General features: G+C 46.9%; 14 protein-coding genes. All 14 read left to right on the forward strand.

The genetic code is table 11. From position 1 onward, the window contains the following. Positions 1-31 precede the first annotated feature (31 nt). Positions 32-181 carry a hypothetical protein gene (locus GPK60_RS03225; protein WP_022118830.1) on the forward strand — a complete coding sequence of 50 codons (150 nt, stop codon included), beginning with the start codon at positions 32-34 and terminating at the stop codon, positions 179-181. Positions 182-234: 53 nt separating this feature from the next. After that, positions 235-2,841, forward strand: a complete 2,607-nt coding sequence (gene alaS / locus GPK60_RS03230) for an alanine--tRNA ligase (protein WP_252191278.1) — start codon at positions 235-237, stop codon at positions 2,839-2,841. A 138-nt stretch (positions 2,842-2,979) separates the two neighbouring features. Then, the gene (rpsU, locus tag GPK60_RS03235) at positions 2,980-3,156 is read left to right on the forward strand and encodes a 30S ribosomal protein S21 (protein ID WP_004054229.1); all 177 of its coding nucleotides are present in this window, start codon (positions 2,980-2,982) and stop codon (positions 3,154-3,156) included. 188 nt (positions 3,157-3,344) lie between these two features. Next, positions 3,345-4,526 (forward strand): D-alanyl-D-alanine carboxypeptidase family protein, encoded by a 1,182-nt coding sequence (locus GPK60_RS03240; protein ID WP_252191276.1) that lies wholly within the window; start codon positions 3,345-3,347, stop codon positions 4,524-4,526. Positions 4,527-4,764: 238 nt separating this feature from the next. Continuing rightward, the gene (locus GPK60_RS03245; RefSeq protein ID WP_215658848.1) at positions 4,765-5,553 is read left to right on the forward strand and encodes a metallophosphoesterase; all 789 of its coding nucleotides are present in this window, start codon (positions 4,765-4,767) and stop codon (positions 5,551-5,553) included. A 4-nt stretch (positions 5,554-5,557) separates the two neighbouring features. Further along, positions 5,558-6,319, forward strand: a complete 762-nt coding sequence (locus GPK60_RS03250; protein ID WP_022118826.1) for a segregation/condensation protein A — start codon at positions 5,558-5,560, stop codon at positions 6,317-6,319. Further along, positions 6,273-6,857 carry an SMC-Scp complex subunit ScpB gene (gene scpB, locus GPK60_RS03255; RefSeq protein WP_022118825.1) on the forward strand — a complete coding sequence of 195 codons (585 nt, stop codon included), beginning with the start codon at positions 6,273-6,275 and terminating at the stop codon, positions 6,855-6,857. Before GPK60_RS03250 ends, scpB begins: the two co-directional genes overlap by 47 nt. A 58-nt stretch (positions 6,858-6,915) precedes the next feature. Beyond that, positions 6,916-7,701 (forward strand): zinc dependent phospholipase C family protein, encoded by a 786-nt coding sequence (locus GPK60_RS03260; RefSeq protein ID WP_022118824.1) that lies wholly within the window; start codon positions 6,916-6,918, stop codon positions 7,699-7,701. A 96-nt stretch (positions 7,702-7,797) separates the two neighbouring features. Then, entirely contained in the window at positions 7,798-9,012 is a 1,215-nt protein-coding gene (locus GPK60_RS03265) for a D-alanyl-D-alanine carboxypeptidase family protein (protein ID WP_346727706.1), read from the forward strand. 291 nt (positions 9,013-9,303) lie between these two features. Then, positions 9,304-10,737 (forward strand): carboxyl transferase domain-containing protein, encoded by a 1,434-nt coding sequence (locus GPK60_RS03270; protein ID WP_022118822.1) that lies wholly within the window; start codon positions 9,304-9,306, stop codon positions 10,735-10,737. Between the two features lie 14 nt (positions 10,738-10,751). Then, positions 10,752-11,498: an OadG family transporter subunit gene (locus GPK60_RS03275; protein ID WP_022118821.1), complete on the forward strand. Its 747-nt coding sequence runs from the start codon at positions 10,752-10,754 to the stop codon at positions 11,496-11,498. 14 nt (positions 11,499-11,512) lie between these two features. Then, complete coding sequence (locus GPK60_RS03280; RefSeq protein WP_022118820.1) at positions 11,513-11,881, forward strand: biotin/lipoyl-containing protein; 369 nt, start codon at positions 11,513-11,515, stop codon at positions 11,879-11,881. A gap of 18 nt (positions 11,882-11,899) precedes the next feature. Further along, positions 11,900-13,048 carry a sodium ion-translocating decarboxylase subunit beta gene (locus GPK60_RS03285; RefSeq protein WP_022118819.1) on the forward strand — a complete coding sequence of 383 codons (1,149 nt, stop codon included), beginning with the start codon at positions 11,900-11,902 and terminating at the stop codon, positions 13,046-13,048. Positions 13,049-13,077: 29 nt separating this feature from the next. After that, positions 13,078-14,508: an oxaloacetate decarboxylase subunit alpha gene (locus tag GPK60_RS03290; protein WP_147631125.1), complete on the forward strand. Its 1,431-nt coding sequence runs from the start codon at positions 13,078-13,080 to the stop codon at positions 14,506-14,508. Positions 14,509-15,295 lie beyond the last annotated feature (787 nt).

The raw sequence follows: 15,295 nt of genomic DNA on the forward strand, positions 1-15,295 counted from the left end.
AGTACGTGCAAAAAGCACAGGAGGTGGCGATATGGCAATACTGACAACCTTTATCACAAGCATTGTAGAAATGCTGATCCTTGCAGGTGTATCCTATGGCGGAATCCGTCTCGGAAAAGTGCTGCGTGACCGCAAGGACGCAAAAATGCAGGCAGAAATACAGCCTGAAAAACAGATTTAGATCACACAGGAGGATTTGTTGTGAAAGCATATGGAGTAAATGAACTTAGAAAAATGTTCCTTGAATTTTTCGAGAGCAAGGGACATCTGGCAATGAAGAGCTTTTCACTGGTTCCGCACAATGATAACAGTCTTCTGATTATCAATTCCGGTATGGCACCTCTGAAACCATACTTTACGGGAGCAGAAAAGCCGCCAAGAACACGTGTTACAACCTGCCAGAAATGTATCCGTACAGGCGATATCGAGAACGTAGGTAAGACAGCAAGACATGGTACCTTCTTTGAAATGCTGGGTAACTTCTCTTTCGGCGATTATTTCAAACACGAAGCGATCGCCTGGTCCTGGGAGTTTTTGACCCAGGTAGTCGGACTGGACCCGGAAAGACTGTATCCGTCTATTTACGAGAACGATGAGGAAGCGTTCGAGATCTGGAACAAAGAGATCGGCATTGCACCGGAGCGTATCTTCCGTTTTGGAAAAGAAGACAACTTCTGGGAGCATGGTGCAGGCCCTTGCGGTCCGTGTTCTGAGATTTACTATGACCGCGGTGAAAAATACGGCTGCGGCAAACCGGGATGTACCGTCGGATGTGAGTGCGACCGTTACATGGAAGTATGGAATAACGTGTTCACCCAGTTTGAGAACGACGGAAAAGGCAATTATAGCGAGCTGAAGCAGAAGAACATCGATACTGGTATGGGGCTGGAACGTTTGGCCGTTGTTGTTCAGGATGTTGATTCTATTTTTGATGTAGATACTCTGCAGGCACTTCGCAACAAAGTGTGTGAATTTGCAAATGTAAAATATCAGCAGGATGATGCAAAAGACGTATCCATCCGTCTGATCACGGACCATATCCGTTCTGCTACCTTTATGATCTCCGATGGTATCATGCCGTCAAACGAAGGACGCGGCTATGTACTGCGCCGTCTGATCCGCCGTGCGGCACGCCACGGAAAGATGCTTGGCATCGAAGGCAATTTCTTAAGCAGACTGAGTGAGACTGTCATCGAAGGTTCCAAAGACGGATATCCGGAACTGGAAGAAAAGAAAGAGTTCATTTTTAATGTGCTGACCAAAGAAGAAGAAAAATTCGGCAAGACCATTGATCAGGGTCTGGACATCTTAAACGGTATGGAAGAAGAAATGAAAGGAAAAGGCGAGAAAGTACTTTCCGGAGCAAATGCATTTATGCTGTATGATACGTATGGATTCCCGCTGGATCTGACAAAAGAAATCCTGGAAGAGAAAGGATACAGCATCGATGAGGACGGTTTCAAAGCTGCAATGGAAGAGCAGAGAGTCAAAGCCAGAACTTCACGAAAAGTATCCAACTACATGGGAAAAGATGCAACCGTTTACGATGAAATCGATCCATCCATCACATCCGAATTTGTGGGATATGATAAGCTTTCTTATGAATCTGACATCACCGTACTTACAACGGAGACAGAAGTTGTAGATGCCGTTTCTGACGGAGACAAGGCAACGATCTTCGTAGAACAGACACCGTTCTATGCAACCATGGGCGGACAGGAAGGCGATACCGGTGTGATCCGCACCGCAGATGCTGAGTTCAAAGTAGAAGAAACGATAAAACTGCTGGGCGGCAAGATCGGACATGTTGGATATGTGACAAAGGGCATGTTCAAAGTCGGCGACAAAGTGACACTGGAAGTTGCACCGGAAGAAAGAGCAGATACCTGCAAGAACCACAGTGCAACGCATCTGCTGCAGAAAGCACTCAAAGCCGTACTCGGAAACCATGTAGAACAGAAAGGTTCCCTGGTAACTCCGGACAGACTGCGTTTTGACTTCACACATTTTGAGGCCATGACAGCAGAAGAGATCGCAAAGACAGAAGCACTGGTAAATAAAGAAATCCAGGCAAACCTTCCGGTTGTGACAAAGATCATGAACATCGACGAAGCCAAGAAAACAGGAGCAATGGCACTGTTTGGAGAAAAATATTCCGAAAACGTACGTGTTGTATCCATGGGAGACTTCTCCATCGAGCTCTGCGGCGGTACCCATGTGGCAAATACCGGCGAGATCCAGGCATTCAAGATCGTATCCGAGGCAGGTGTTGCATCCGGTGTAAGACGTATCGAAGCACTGACCGGTCAGGGTGTATTTGCATATTATAGAAATGTAGAAGAACAGCTGGCAAAAGCAGCAGCCCTTCTGAAAGCCGGAACGCATGAAGTATGCGACAAGATCGAGCATCTGCAGGCAGAAGTAAAATCCCTGCACAGCGAGAACGAAGCGCTGAAGAGCAAGATGGCACAGGGAGCACTTGGAAATGTCATGGACAAGGTTACCGAAGTCAAAGGTGTGAAATTGCTGGCAGCTGCACTGGAAGGCGTTGACATGAACGGACTGCGTGACCTTGGAGACCAGCTCAAAGAAAAACTGGGCGAAGGTGTCGTAGTACTGGCATCTGCAAATGACGGAAAAGTATGCCTGATGGCAACTGCAACCGACGGAGCAATGAAACAGGGTGCCCATGCCGGAAATCTGGTCAAAGGCATCGCACAGATCGTCGGCGGTGGCGGCGGCGGAAGACCGAATATGGCACAGGCCGGCGGCAAAAATCCGGATAAGATCCCGGAAGCGATCGCAGCCGTAGCAGGAATTCTGGAAGATCAGATCAAATAAGCAAAATTTTCATCGAGAAAAAAGAAGAAAAATCTTGACGTTTCGAGAAAATATGCTATAATGTCAGAAGTGCAATAAAATACCCAGACAGTTGTATTATGCACAATCTACAACTGGAGGGAGGTTAGGTGTGAATTTATGTCAAATGTAATCGTAAAAGAAAACGAGACTTTGGACAGTGCTTTACGCCGTTTCAAAAGAAACTGCGCAAAGGCTGGTATTCAGCAGGAGATTCGTAAAAGAGAACATTACGAAAAACCAAGCGTAAGAAGAAAAAAGAAATCCGAAGCAGCGCGTAAGCGTAAATACAACTAATATGTGCAAATGAAGCCTCTGGCAGTGATGCCGGAGGTTTTCTTTATATCCTGAAAATGAGAGGAATGTATGATGTGCAAAAGTGTGCTGCCGCCCCCAAAAACAGATGCGAAAAATGTATCGGACCTGTCATGCATGAGCAAATGCCTGCTTATACTGTTTATATAGGAAAAACAGGAGCGTTTTATATGAAAAAGTGGAAAACAAGGGGAATCAGCCTGCTGCTTGCACTGGTGCTCATCACAGGCGGAACGACAGCTGCATTTCCAGGACAGAGTTTTGCAGAAAACGTGGAAATCGAATCACCGGCAGCCTGCCTGATGGAGCTGACGACCGGGAAAATCCTGTATGAAAAAGAGGCGGATACAAGGCGAAGCCCGGCGAGTGTCACCAAGATCATGACCACACTGCTGATCATGGAAGCAATAAAGAGCGGGAAGATCACGCTTCAGGATGAAGTGGTGACAAGTGCTCATGCCAAATCCATGGGCGGCTCGCAGGTATTTCTGGAAGAAGGGGAAAAACAGACGGTTGACACTTTGCTCAAATGTATTCTAGTGGCATCCGGGAACGATGCTTCCGTTGCCATGGCAGAATACATAGGCGGAAGCGAAGAAGCTTTTGTTCAGAAAATGAATGAGCGGGCGGCAGCACTTGGCATGGAGAACACACATTTTGTGGACTGCTGTGGTCTGACGGATTCGGATGAGCACTATACAACGCCGCGTGACATTGCAATCATGTCAAGAGAGCTTCTGCTGAACTTTCCGCAGGTTGAGCAGTACACGACAATCTGGATGGAGGACATCACGCATGTGACGGCAAGAGGCAGCAGTGCATTCGGACTTACCAACACCAACAAGCTTCTCAGAAGCTATGACGGCTGTATCGGACTGAAAACGGGCAGTACCGGCAAGGCAAAATTCTGCGTATCGGCAGCGGCAAAACGCGGCGATATCACACTGATCAGCGTGATCATGGCAGGACCGGATTCGAAAATCCGGTTTGCCAATGCGGCGACGCTGCTCAACTACGGATTTGGAATCTGCCGGATCTACAAAGATGAAGAGCCGCCGGAAGCCGGAGAAATCAAAGTGACCGGCGGAAAAAAGAGAAATATTTTGTGCACATACCGGGAACCCTTTTCTTATCTGGATACCGAAGGCGTGGACTTTTCGCAGATTGAACGAAAGCAGATCAAAGAAGAAACACTTGCAGCTCCGGTGAAACAGGGGGAAAAAGCCGGAGAACTGCAGTATTTTCTGAACGGAAAACAGATCGGAAGTGTGGATATCCTGACGACAGAAGAAGTGCAGAGGGCAGGTTTTGTGGATTATTTCCAGGAAGGTGTGGATGCGTTTTTACTTTAGGATCGAAATGATGTTAAGCACCAAAAGATGCCATACGAATTGTTCCGTACTTCGTACTCCCACAATTCTACCCGCTATTCGCATATCGTGAAGCTTACGCTCCACTTTTATGCTCATATCGGGGCGGGTCATTAAGCCATAAAACCACTCCTGTGCAAGCACATCGTGGTTTCAGGCTTTTGACCCTGGCATCAAATATATTTTGACCATAACGACATCCTATGTTATAGTTGTAGTTATGAGAAAGATATTTTATGAGATAGGGACAACAAAAAAACAGAAAGAAGATACCACAAAGCGAGAAATGGTCCTGTTTTGTTTGAGTGACCTGCACGGGACCTGTTACGAATCAGGAAACCGGCTGATCATCGAGTGTGCCTGGGATCAGAAACCGGATCTGATACTGGCTTCGGGCGATATGTTAAGCGGAGACAGGGAGGAGGGTGATGCCATAGCCGTGGCTCTGCTCTCCCGTCTTTCGGATCTTGCACCGGTCTGTTTTGTAAACGGAAACCATGAGATGTGTGTGGAGAGACATCAGCCGGAGCGATATCAGAAATTTATGGATGATCTGAAAAACGGCGGCGTGCAGGTTCTGCACAACGAGACGGCATGGTTCTGGATCGACGGTGAGAAAGTTGCCGTGACCGGGTATGAGCTGCCGTGGGAATATTACCGGCGGTTCAGCCGCAGACATCCGTCCGTTGTCGGCATGGAGCGAAGCATCGGAAAACGAAAACAGGATGCATACCAGATCCTTCTGACACACAATCCGGTCTTTTTTGAAGAATATGCTGCCTGGGGTGCGGACTTTACTTTTGCCGGACATCTGCACGGCGGTTTTATCCGTTTGCCGTATTTTGGCGGAGTCATCAGCCCGCAGTTCCAGCTGTTCCCGAAGTATGACCACGGTCTGTATCAGATGGATACAAGCAGCATGGTCGTCGGTGCCGGCATGGGTAATCATTCCGGCCTGTTTCGGATCAACAATCCGACCGAGATCGTTACCGTGCGGATCAAGAGGTGAAATTATGGGGATTGCAGTAAAATTACAGGCTTTTGAAGGACCACTCGACCTGCTTCTGCACCTGATCGAAAAGAATAAAGTCAGCATTTATGATATACCGATCGCTGAGATCACCGACCAGTACATGGCGTATCTCCATGAAATGAAAAAGCAGGATCTTGGCGTGATGAGTGAGTTCCTTCTGATGGCGGCAACGCTTCTGGATATCAAATCACGGATGCTGCTCCCGAAAGAAGTGAACGAAGAGGGCGAAGAGGAAGATCCGCGTCAGGAACTGGTGCAGCAGCTGCTCGAATATAAGATGTATAAATATATTTCTTATGAACTTAAGGAACGCAGGCAGGATGCCGCTCAGGTTCTCTACCATAAGCAGGATCTGCCGGAAGAAGTGAAGGCATATAAGCAGCCGGTATCCACAGAAGAGCTGCTTGCGGGCGTGACACTTTCCAGGATGCACCGGATTTTTGTGGATATCATACGGCGGCAGAACAACCGCATCGATCCGATCCGCAGTACGTTCGGCACACTGCAGAAAGAAGAAGTAGACATGGATCAGATGCGGGAAAAAGTGGCAGAATATATTGAGCAGCACGAAGTCTGCAATTTTCGGGAACTGCTTCTTGGACAGGCAACGAAAATGCAGGTTATCATAGCATTTCTCATCATTCTGGAGATGATGAAGGAAGGCGTTATTACGATCGTTCAGGAGGAAAGTTTCGGTGAGATCCACATCGCAAAAAACAAGACAGATGAAAGCGGCAGTTGAGGCGATCCTGTTTGCCATGGGCGGATCGGTGGAAGTCGAAAAGATTGCAGCGGCACTTGAGATGAAGGTTGAAAGTACAGAAGAACTGCTCGCAGATATGATGGAGCAATATAAAAAAGAAGACAGAGGGATTCAGATCGTGGAGCTGGAACATGCCTATCAGCTCTGCACTAAAAAAGAGATGTATGAATATCTGATCCGGGTGGCGAAACAGCCCAAAAAGGCAACACTGTCTGATGTGGCACTGGAAACGTTGTCGATCATCGCCTACAAGCAGCCGGTCACAAAAGCGGAGATCGAGAAGATCCGCGGGGTAAAAAGTGACCATGCGATCAATAAACTGATTGAGTATGATCTGGTCAGAGAGCTTGGCAGGATCGATGCACCGGGCAAACCGATCGTTTTTGGGACAACGGAAGAATTTTTACGCAGTTTCGGAGTGCAGTCGCTGGATGAGCTTCCGGTGATCAGCACGGTCAAAATGGAAGACTTTAAAGCAGAGGCAGAAGAAGAAGTACAGCTGAAACTGGACATATAGGGATATTGAGGCAGAAAGATACCGGCCTTTGTATCCGGGAAAGGATTGGAGATGTTTTATGCCAACCACATATACACATGATGTTTTTGGAAAAATGGTTTATCAGAAGCTTCCGGAAAATTTAAAAGAAATCGTGGAAGAGCATATGAATGCTTACCGGATCGGCCAGCATGGACCGGATATTCTTTTTTATTATCATCTGTTCCATGAAAATCCGGTCAATCAGAAGGGAATGGCGATGCATGAACAGATCGCAGCCTCGTTTTTTCGAAAATGCAAAGAATACTGTCAGGAAACCGGGGATGAAGAGGCACTGGCATATGTATTTGGATTTATCTGCCATTATATGCTGGACAGTACGTGTCATCCCTATATTGCAAAATACATGGAGAAGACCGGGGCAAGGCATGATGAGATCGAAACAGAGTTGGATCGTTATCTGATGGAAAGATCGGGGAAGAATCCGTTTCGTTTTAAGCCGGCAGCCCAGCTGAAAGCATCAAAAGAGAGCGTGCGTGCGGTCTCGGCCATTTTGGAACTGCCAGAAAAGACAGTGCGAAAAAGCATAAATTCTCTGAAATTTTATACGGGAATTACGGTGTGCCACAGATTTCCAAAGAGGATGCTTTTGCTGTGGGGGATGCGGCTGATCGGAGCCTATGACAGCATTCAGGGTCATATCATGCGAAAAAGACCGCTCAGACGCTGTGAACAGAGCACAGAGGAGCTGATGGCACTGCTTCGCCTGGCGATTCCGGAGACGGTGACCGTTCTGGAAGATTTTTATGATACGCTCGAAGATATACAGAATCTGAACGGTCGTTTTGAGCGGAATTATGAGTAGAGCGTATCCGATGTGCATAAAAAAAGAAAAAGAACACACACTGTAACATACCGGATGCCGTGTGCATGCGGAAAAAACAGATGGGAAGTGTGTGCAGTGAAAAAAAGAATTACGGTGATCCGAAGCTTTATAATCTTTATGCTGTTGCTGCTTGCAGCACCGGTATCTGCAAAAGCAGAAGATATGCAGCTGTACGCCCAGTCAGCCGTCCTGATGGATGGAGATTCCGGGCGTATTTTGTTTGGAAAAAATGAGCAGGAAGTACGTGCCATGGCGAGCACGACAAAGATCATGACCTGCATTCTGGTACTGGAAAATACAGATCCATCCGATACGGCAGCAGCCTCCGAAAACGCAGCCATGCAGCCAAAAGTACACCTTGGTGTACAAAAGGGAGAAACTTTTTACGTAAAGGATCTGCTTTATTCTCTGATGCTGGAGAGCCACAACGATGCGGCTGTGATCCTGGCAGAAAAGACGGCAGGCAGTGTGGAAGCTTTTGCGGAAAAAATGAATCAGAAAGCAGAAGAGATCGGATGCAGCGACACGCATTTTGTGACACCGAACGGACTCGATGACGAAGATGCGGGCGGAGAACACGCAACGACGGCTGTGGATCTTGCAAGAATCCTGCGTTACTGCATCATGCAGTCACCGAAAAGGGATGAATTTCTTGAAATCACCCGCACAAAAACGTATGAATTTTCAGATGTAGAGCAGAAGAAACATTACAGCTGTTACAATCACAATGCATTCCTCGATATGATGGAAGGGGCACTGACCGGAAAGACTGGATTTACCGGAAAGGCAGGTTACTGTTATGTCGGGGCACTGGAAAGCGAAGGCAGAACCTTTGTGGTGGCACTGCTTGGCTGCGGCTGGCCGAACAACCGGAGCTATAAGTGGACAGATACGAAAAAGCTGATGGATTATGCAAAAGAACATTTTTACATCCGGGAATTTGAAATGAACGCACAGACACCGCAGGTGCTGGTGGAAGACGGGATTCCGGCAAGTGGAAAGATCAAAGATCCATGTCTTGTAAAAACGGCGGTGCAGTCCCGGGGCGGGCAGACAAAAGAGCATAAGATCCGCCTTCTTGTATCGGATGAAGATGAGGTGAAGCTGGTCTGCCATATGAAAACGAAAACAGCGGCTCCCCTTGAAGCAGATACGGTGATGGGAAACGTAACGCTGTTTTTAAATAATGAAAAAATCAAAGAAAACGAGATCGTGACTGCGGATGGGGCAGAACGCATCAGTCTGTCGTGGTGTGCCGGGCAGATCATAAAAAAGTTTTTCATATCCTGATGATGACGGAAAAGAAAAGGTTAGAATATCATTCGGTCATTCTTACATGCAAAGTAAGAGGTTTGAGGCTATGTTCAAAATTCAACGAAAGAGTTTAAAATTCAACGAAAAATGAAATAAAATGAATGTGCATGACGGAACATGAATGAAATTCGGATTATTTCTGGTGTTGTGCTACAAAAAAAGTGAGAAAAACGAGAAAATACTTGCTAAATCTTCCAAAAACCATTACAATTACAATCGGCAGAAAATTTTTTTTCTTTTAATAAATTATTAATGGAGGGCTGAACAATGAGTAATACAGCACAAAACTTGGCAAGTACAAGAATCGCTTCTTTACTTGATGAGAACAGCTTTGTTGAAATCGGAGGTTGTGTGACTGCCAGAAACACAGATTTCAACCTGAAGCAGACAGCAACACCGTCAGACGGTGTAATCACAGGTTATGGTGTGATCGACGGCAATCTGGTCTATGTTTACAGCCAGGATGCATCTGTACTGGGCGGCACCATCGGTGAAATGCATGCAAAGAAAATCGCACGTCTGTACGATATGGCATTAAAGATGGGTGCACCGGTGATCGGACTGATCGACTGTGCAGGTATCCGTCTGCAGGAAGCAACCGATGCACTGAATGCACTGGGTGAGATTTATGCAAAACAGGTACTGGCATCCGGTGTGATCCCACAGATCACAGCTGTATTTGGTACCTGCGGCGGCGGTATGGCACTTATGCCGGCTCTGACAGATTTTACATTCATGGAGAGCAAAAACGCAAAATTATTTGTAAATTCTCCGAACGCACTGGAAGGAAACGAAGTTTCCAAATGCAATACCGCATCCGCAAAATTCCAGAGTGAGGACGCAGGACTGGTTGACTTTACTGGCAGCGAAGACGAAGTTCTCTCAGGTATCCGCAAACTGGTAACGCTGCTTCCGGCAAACAACGAAGAAGATGCAGTGGATGACTGCAGCGATGATCTGAACCGTGTATGTGCAGATCTTGCAAATGCAGCAGGCGATACGGCGATCCTTCTTTCCAACATCGCAGATGACCAGGATTTTGTTGAGACAAAAGCGGACTATGCAAAAGAGATGGTAACCGGTTTCCTGAAACTGAACGGAACAACCGTCGGAGCTGTGGCAAACCGTACGGAAGTTTACGGTGCAGACGGTGAAAAAGCAGAAGAGTTTGAAGCAGTCCTGACTGCAAGAGGAGCAAGAAAAGCAGCCAGATTCGTAAAATTCTGTGACGCATTCAATATCCCGGTACTGACTCTGACCAATGTAACCGGTTTCAAGGCAGACAAACATTCTGAGAGATGCATCGCAACCGCAGTTGCAGAGATGACACATGCATTTGCAGATGCTACCGTTCCGAAGGTAAATGTGATCATCGGAAAAGCTTACGGAAGTGCCTATGTTGCCATGAACAGCAAGGCAGTCGGAGCAGATATGACTTATGCATGGGAAGATGCGAGCATTGGCATGATGGATGCAAAACTGGCAGCCAAGATCATGTATGCGGATGCTGACGCAGCTACGATCAACGAAAAGGCAGCAGAATATGCAAGCCTGCAGGAGAGCGTACAGTCCGCAGCAGCAAGAGGATATGTTGATACCATCATTTCCGCAGAAGACACCAGAAAGTATGTAATCGGTGCATTTGAAATGTTATTCACAAAGAGAGAAGACCGCCCGGCGAAAAAACATGGCACGGTATAAGTGAGGTGAATAATATGAATCGAAAATTAAAAAGTTTATTGGCGATGGTCTGTGTACTGGCTCTGACACTTGCCATGTCCGTATGTGCATTTGCAGCAGATACCGTGACAGAGGATGAGGCTGCCAACTACAAGTCCGCAGCAGAGACACTGATCTCACAGATCGCAGGATTTTCTGATGAAGAAATCGAAAACTATCTTGCACAGGATGATGCATTTACCACGGCGACCATGGAGTCCTGGAAAAGTGTAAAAGATGAGCTTGGTGCTTATTCTTCCATCGTTTCCCAGGATGTGGAAAAAGACGGAGACGTTGTTACGATCTCAACCGTTGCTCAGTTTGAAAAAGCAAAAGCAGATGTTGTCCTGATGCTGGATTTAGGTCAGCAGATGTACACCAGCATGACCTACAGCGTACAGTATTCTCTGGCAGCAAATATGCAGCGTGCCGGAATGAACACACTGATGGGAATCGGCATCGTATTTCTGATGCTGCTATTCTTAAGCTTTGTGATCGGACTGTTCAAGTACATAGAGAAATTCCAGAATGTCGGCAAGAAGAAAGCCGCAGAGGAAGCACCGAAAGCAGAAGAGGCACCTGCACCGGCAATCGCCCAGAGCGAAGCGGCAGATGAAGATTTTGCAGATGACCTGGAACTGGTAGCGGTTATTTCCGCAGCGATCGCAGCTTACGAAAATACTTCAGGAGACAGTTTTGTTGTCCGTTCAATCAAGAAATCAAATAAATGGCACAGAGCCTGACAGGAGGATTTGAAATGAAAACATATACAATCACAGTAAATGGTACAGCTTATGATGTAACAGTAGAAGAAGGAACAGGAAGTGCAGCACCTACAGCACCAAAGGCAGCTCCGAAGGCAGCACCAAAAGCAGCTCCAAAAGCAGCTCCGAAGGCAGCAGCAGGTGCAGGTTCCGTTAAAGTAGAAGCTTCCGTACCGGGCAAAGTCCTGAAAATCGAAGCTTCTGTAGGACAGAGCGTAAAAGCAGGTGACAACATCATCATTCTGGAAGCTATGAAGATGGAGATCCCTGTAGTAGCACCTCAGGACGGAACCGTTGCAAGCATTGATGTTGCAGTTGGTGCAGCAGTTGAAAATGGTGATGTTCTGGCAACCATGAACTAAGATATTGGAGGTTGAATTATGTCATACGTAATCGATACGTTGTCCAACCTGCTCCATCAAACGGCGTTTTTTAACCTGACCTGGGGAAACTACCTGATGATCGCAGTTGCCTGTGTATTCCTTTTCCTGGCAATCGCAAAAGGTTTTGAACCGCTGCTTCTGGTTCCGATCGCATTCGGTATGCTTCTGGTTAATATTTACCCGGATATCATGGCATCACCGGAAGAGACATCAAACGGTGTAGGTGGACTTTTACATTATTTCTATTTACTGGATGAGTGGAGTATTCTGCCGTCCCTGATCTTTATGGGTGTCGGTGCGATGACGGACTTTGGTCCGCTGATTGCAAATCCGATCAGTTTCCTGCTTGGTGCAGCAGCACAGCTTGGTATCTATGCAGCTTACTTCCTGGCAATCCTGATGGGATTCAACGGAAAAGCAGCAGCAGCGATCTCCATCATCGGTGGTGCTGACGGCCCGACTTCGATCTTCCTTGCAGGAAAGCTGGGACAGTCCGCACTGATGGGACCGATCGCAGTGGCAGCATATTCTTATATGTCACTGGTGCCGATCATTCAGCCGCCTATCATGAAACTTCTGACCACAGAAAAAGAACGTAAGATCAAAATGCAGCAGCTCCGTCCGGTTTCTAAACTGGAGAAGATCCTGTTCCCGATCATCATCACGATCGTTGTGTGTATGATCCTGCCGACAACAGCTCCGCTGGTTGGTATGCTGATGCTCGGTAACCTGTTCCGCGAGAGCGGTGTTGTAAAACAGCTGACAGAAACTGCTTCAAACGCAATGATGTACATCGTAGTTATCCTGCTTGGTACTTCTGTAGGTGCATCTACAAGTGCAGAAGCATTCCTGAACCTGGATACTCTGAAAATCGTAGCACTTGGTCTGATCGCATTTGCATTCGGTACCGCGGGCGGTGTTCTGTTTGGTAAACTGATGTGCAAGCTCTCAGGCGGCAAGATCAACCCGCTGATCGGTTCCGCAGGTGTGTCTGCCGTACCAATGGCAGCCCGTGTATCTCAGAAAGTCGGTGCAGAGGCAGATCCGACCAACTTCCTGCTGATGCATGCAATGGGACCTAACGTAGCAGGTGTTATCGGTACAGCCGTTGCGGCCGGTACATTCATGGCTATTTTCGGTGTATAAAACGTTATTAACTTAGGAGGATATAGATCATGGCAGATATTGCAAAAAAGCAGAATAATGCAAAAAAACCAGTTGGTATTACAGAAACAATTCTGCGTGACGCACATCAGTCTCTGATTGCAACCCGTATGACAACAGAGCAGATGCTTCCGATCGTAGAAAAAATGGATCAGGTTGGATATCATTCCGTAGAATGCTGGGGAGGTGCAACGTTTGATGCTTCCTTACGTTTCCTGAAAGAAGATCCATGGGAAAGACTTCGTAAATTCCGTGCCGGATTCAAAAACACAAAACTGCAGATGCTGTTCCGTGGACAGAACATCCTGGGATACCGTCCATATGCAGATGATGTGGTAGAATATTTCGTACAGAAATCCATCGCAAACGGTATCGATATCATCCGTATCTTTGACTGTATGAATGACCTGCGTAACCTGCAGACCGCAGTCAAAGCAGCAAACAAAGAAAAAGGACATGCACAGGTAGCACTGTCTTACACCCTGGGTGATGCTTACACCCTGGATTACTGGACAAAGATGGCAAAAGACGTTGAGAACATGGGTGCAGACTCCATCTGTATCAAAGACATGGCAGGTCTTCTGCTTCCGTACAAAGCAACCGAACTGGTAACCGCTCTGAAAAAAGCAGTTAAGATCCCGGTTCAGCTGCATACACACTACACCTCCGGTGTTGCTTCCATGACTTACCTGAAAGCCGTAGAAGCCGGTATCGATGTCATCGATACTGCAATGTCACCGTTCGCACTGGGAACTTCTCAGCCGGCAACCGAAGTTATGGTAGAGACCTTCAAAGGCACACCGTACGATACCGGCCTGGATCAGAAGCTTCTGGCAGAGATCGCTGATTACTTCAGACCGATCCGTGACGATGCACTGGAGAGCGGACTGCTCAATCCGAAGAACATGGGCGTAAACATCAAGACACTGCTGTACCAGGTACCGGGCGGAATGCTTTCCAACCTGACCTCTCAGCTGAAAGAACAGCACGCAGAAGACAAGTTCTACGATGTTCTGGAAGAAGTACCGCGTGTAAGAAAAGACCTCGGTGAGTGCCCTCTGGTTACACCGTCCTCACAGATCGTTGGTACACAGGCTGTATTTAACGTGATCATGGGTGAACGTTACAAGATGGTAACCAAAGAGACAAAAGATGTCCTCGCCGGTAAATACGGTGCAACCGCAAAACCGTTCAACAAAGAAGTTCAGAAGAAGTGCATCGGCGATGCGAAGATCATCACATGCCGTCCGGCAGACCTTCTGGAGCCGGAACTTGGCAAACTGGAGAAAGAAATGGCTCAGTGGAAACAGCAGGATGAAGATGTACTGACCTATGCACTGTTCCCACAGGTAGCTGTAGACTTCTTCAAATACAGAGAAGCACAGCAGACAAAGGTAGACCAGACCGTAGCAGATACTAAAAACGGAGCCTATCCGGTATAAGCTGAGGATCTGATCAAAACTCAGGCAGATGAAACTCTGTTTCTGGAAAAATGCAGAACTCCTCCACAGGAAACGCGAAAGCGTGGAATGTGGGGAGTTTTTTAGCGTTCAAAAAAATACCAAAAGTCAGAAAAAAATACATATACTTTCAAATAAAAAGTTGTGGCGGAGGTTTTAGAATGTGCAAATGAACGCCATAGAAATGATTTTATAAAATATATAACGCCATGATGATTCGAAAACAATCTCCTGACACGCTGCGTTTCCTGTTCGGTTCGCTCGCCTGTTAGCCGCCCTTCGCCTAAACTCGCCTCTTCGAGGCTCAGACAGCGGCTGTTTTCGCATTCATCATGGCTGTATTATTTTACGCACCATGTTTTACAATGTGCCTCGTCTGCACATTACTAAAAGCTCCTGGCCTGACCCCTGTCTCTGAAGCGTAACAGCCTTTCAAGCCAAAAGGCAGAACATGAAAAAGCAGAGGTAAAGTAACGGAAATCTGCCGCCGTCACTATGCCTCTGCTTTTTTACTATCTGGCACAATTCTGCACTTCACATCCCTTTTGCTGCATGGAAAGAAAAAACAGTATCCACTCTTTTTACTATCTTGATGCGGAACGTTTTGATTCTAAAAACTTTCTGCGTGCACCAGCGTGGCAAAAGGCTGTTTCATGTCAGCGTGTAAAATATGATATGAAGTGTTTTTTAAAACTATGGCCGTTCAAAAACGTACAGCAATGTGCAAAATGAACAATTCCCAAGAAGGCACTTTTACGTGCCCTTCGGG

Source organism: Ruminococcus sp. MCC718 (assembly GCF_018783905.1).
Classification (GTDB): Bacteria; Bacillota; Clostridia; order Lachnospirales; family Lachnospiraceae; genus Hominisplanchenecus; species Hominisplanchenecus faecis.

Coding starts and splice junctions, on each gene's coding strand:
- GPK60_RS03225 (WP_022118830.1), top strand. CDS start 32: ATGGCAATACTGACAACCTTTATCACAAGCATTGTAGAAATGCTGATC.
- alaS (WP_252191278.1), top strand. CDS start 235: ATGTTCCTTGAATTTTTCGAGAGCAAGGGACATCTGGCAATGAAGAGC.
- rpsU (WP_004054229.1), top strand. CDS start 2,980: ATGTCAAATGTAATCGTAAAAGAAAACGAGACTTTGGACAGTGCTTTA.
- GPK60_RS03240 (WP_252191276.1), top strand. CDS start 3,345: ATGAAAAAGTGGAAAACAAGGGGAATCAGCCTGCTGCTTGCACTGGTG.
- GPK60_RS03245 (WP_215658848.1), top strand. CDS start 4,765: ATGAGAAAGATATTTTATGAGATAGGGACAACAAAAAAACAGAAAGAA.
- GPK60_RS03250 (WP_022118826.1), top strand. CDS start 5,558: ATGGGGATTGCAGTAAAATTACAGGCTTTTGAAGGACCACTCGACCTG.
- GPK60_RS03260 (WP_022118824.1), top strand. CDS start 6,916: ATGCCAACCACATATACACATGATGTTTTTGGAAAAATGGTTTATCAG.
- GPK60_RS03270 (WP_022118822.1), top strand. CDS start 9,304: ATGAGTAATACAGCACAAAACTTGGCAAGTACAAGAATCGCTTCTTTA.
- GPK60_RS03275 (WP_022118821.1), top strand. CDS start 10,752: ATGAATCGAAAATTAAAAAGTTTATTGGCGATGGTCTGTGTACTGGCT.
- GPK60_RS03280 (WP_022118820.1), top strand. CDS start 11,513: ATGAAAACATATACAATCACAGTAAATGGTACAGCTTATGATGTAACA.
- GPK60_RS03285 (WP_022118819.1), top strand. CDS start 11,900: ATGTCATACGTAATCGATACGTTGTCCAACCTGCTCCATCAAACGGCG.
- GPK60_RS03290 (WP_147631125.1), top strand. CDS start 13,078: ATGGCAGATATTGCAAAAAAGCAGAATAATGCAAAAAAACCAGTTGGT.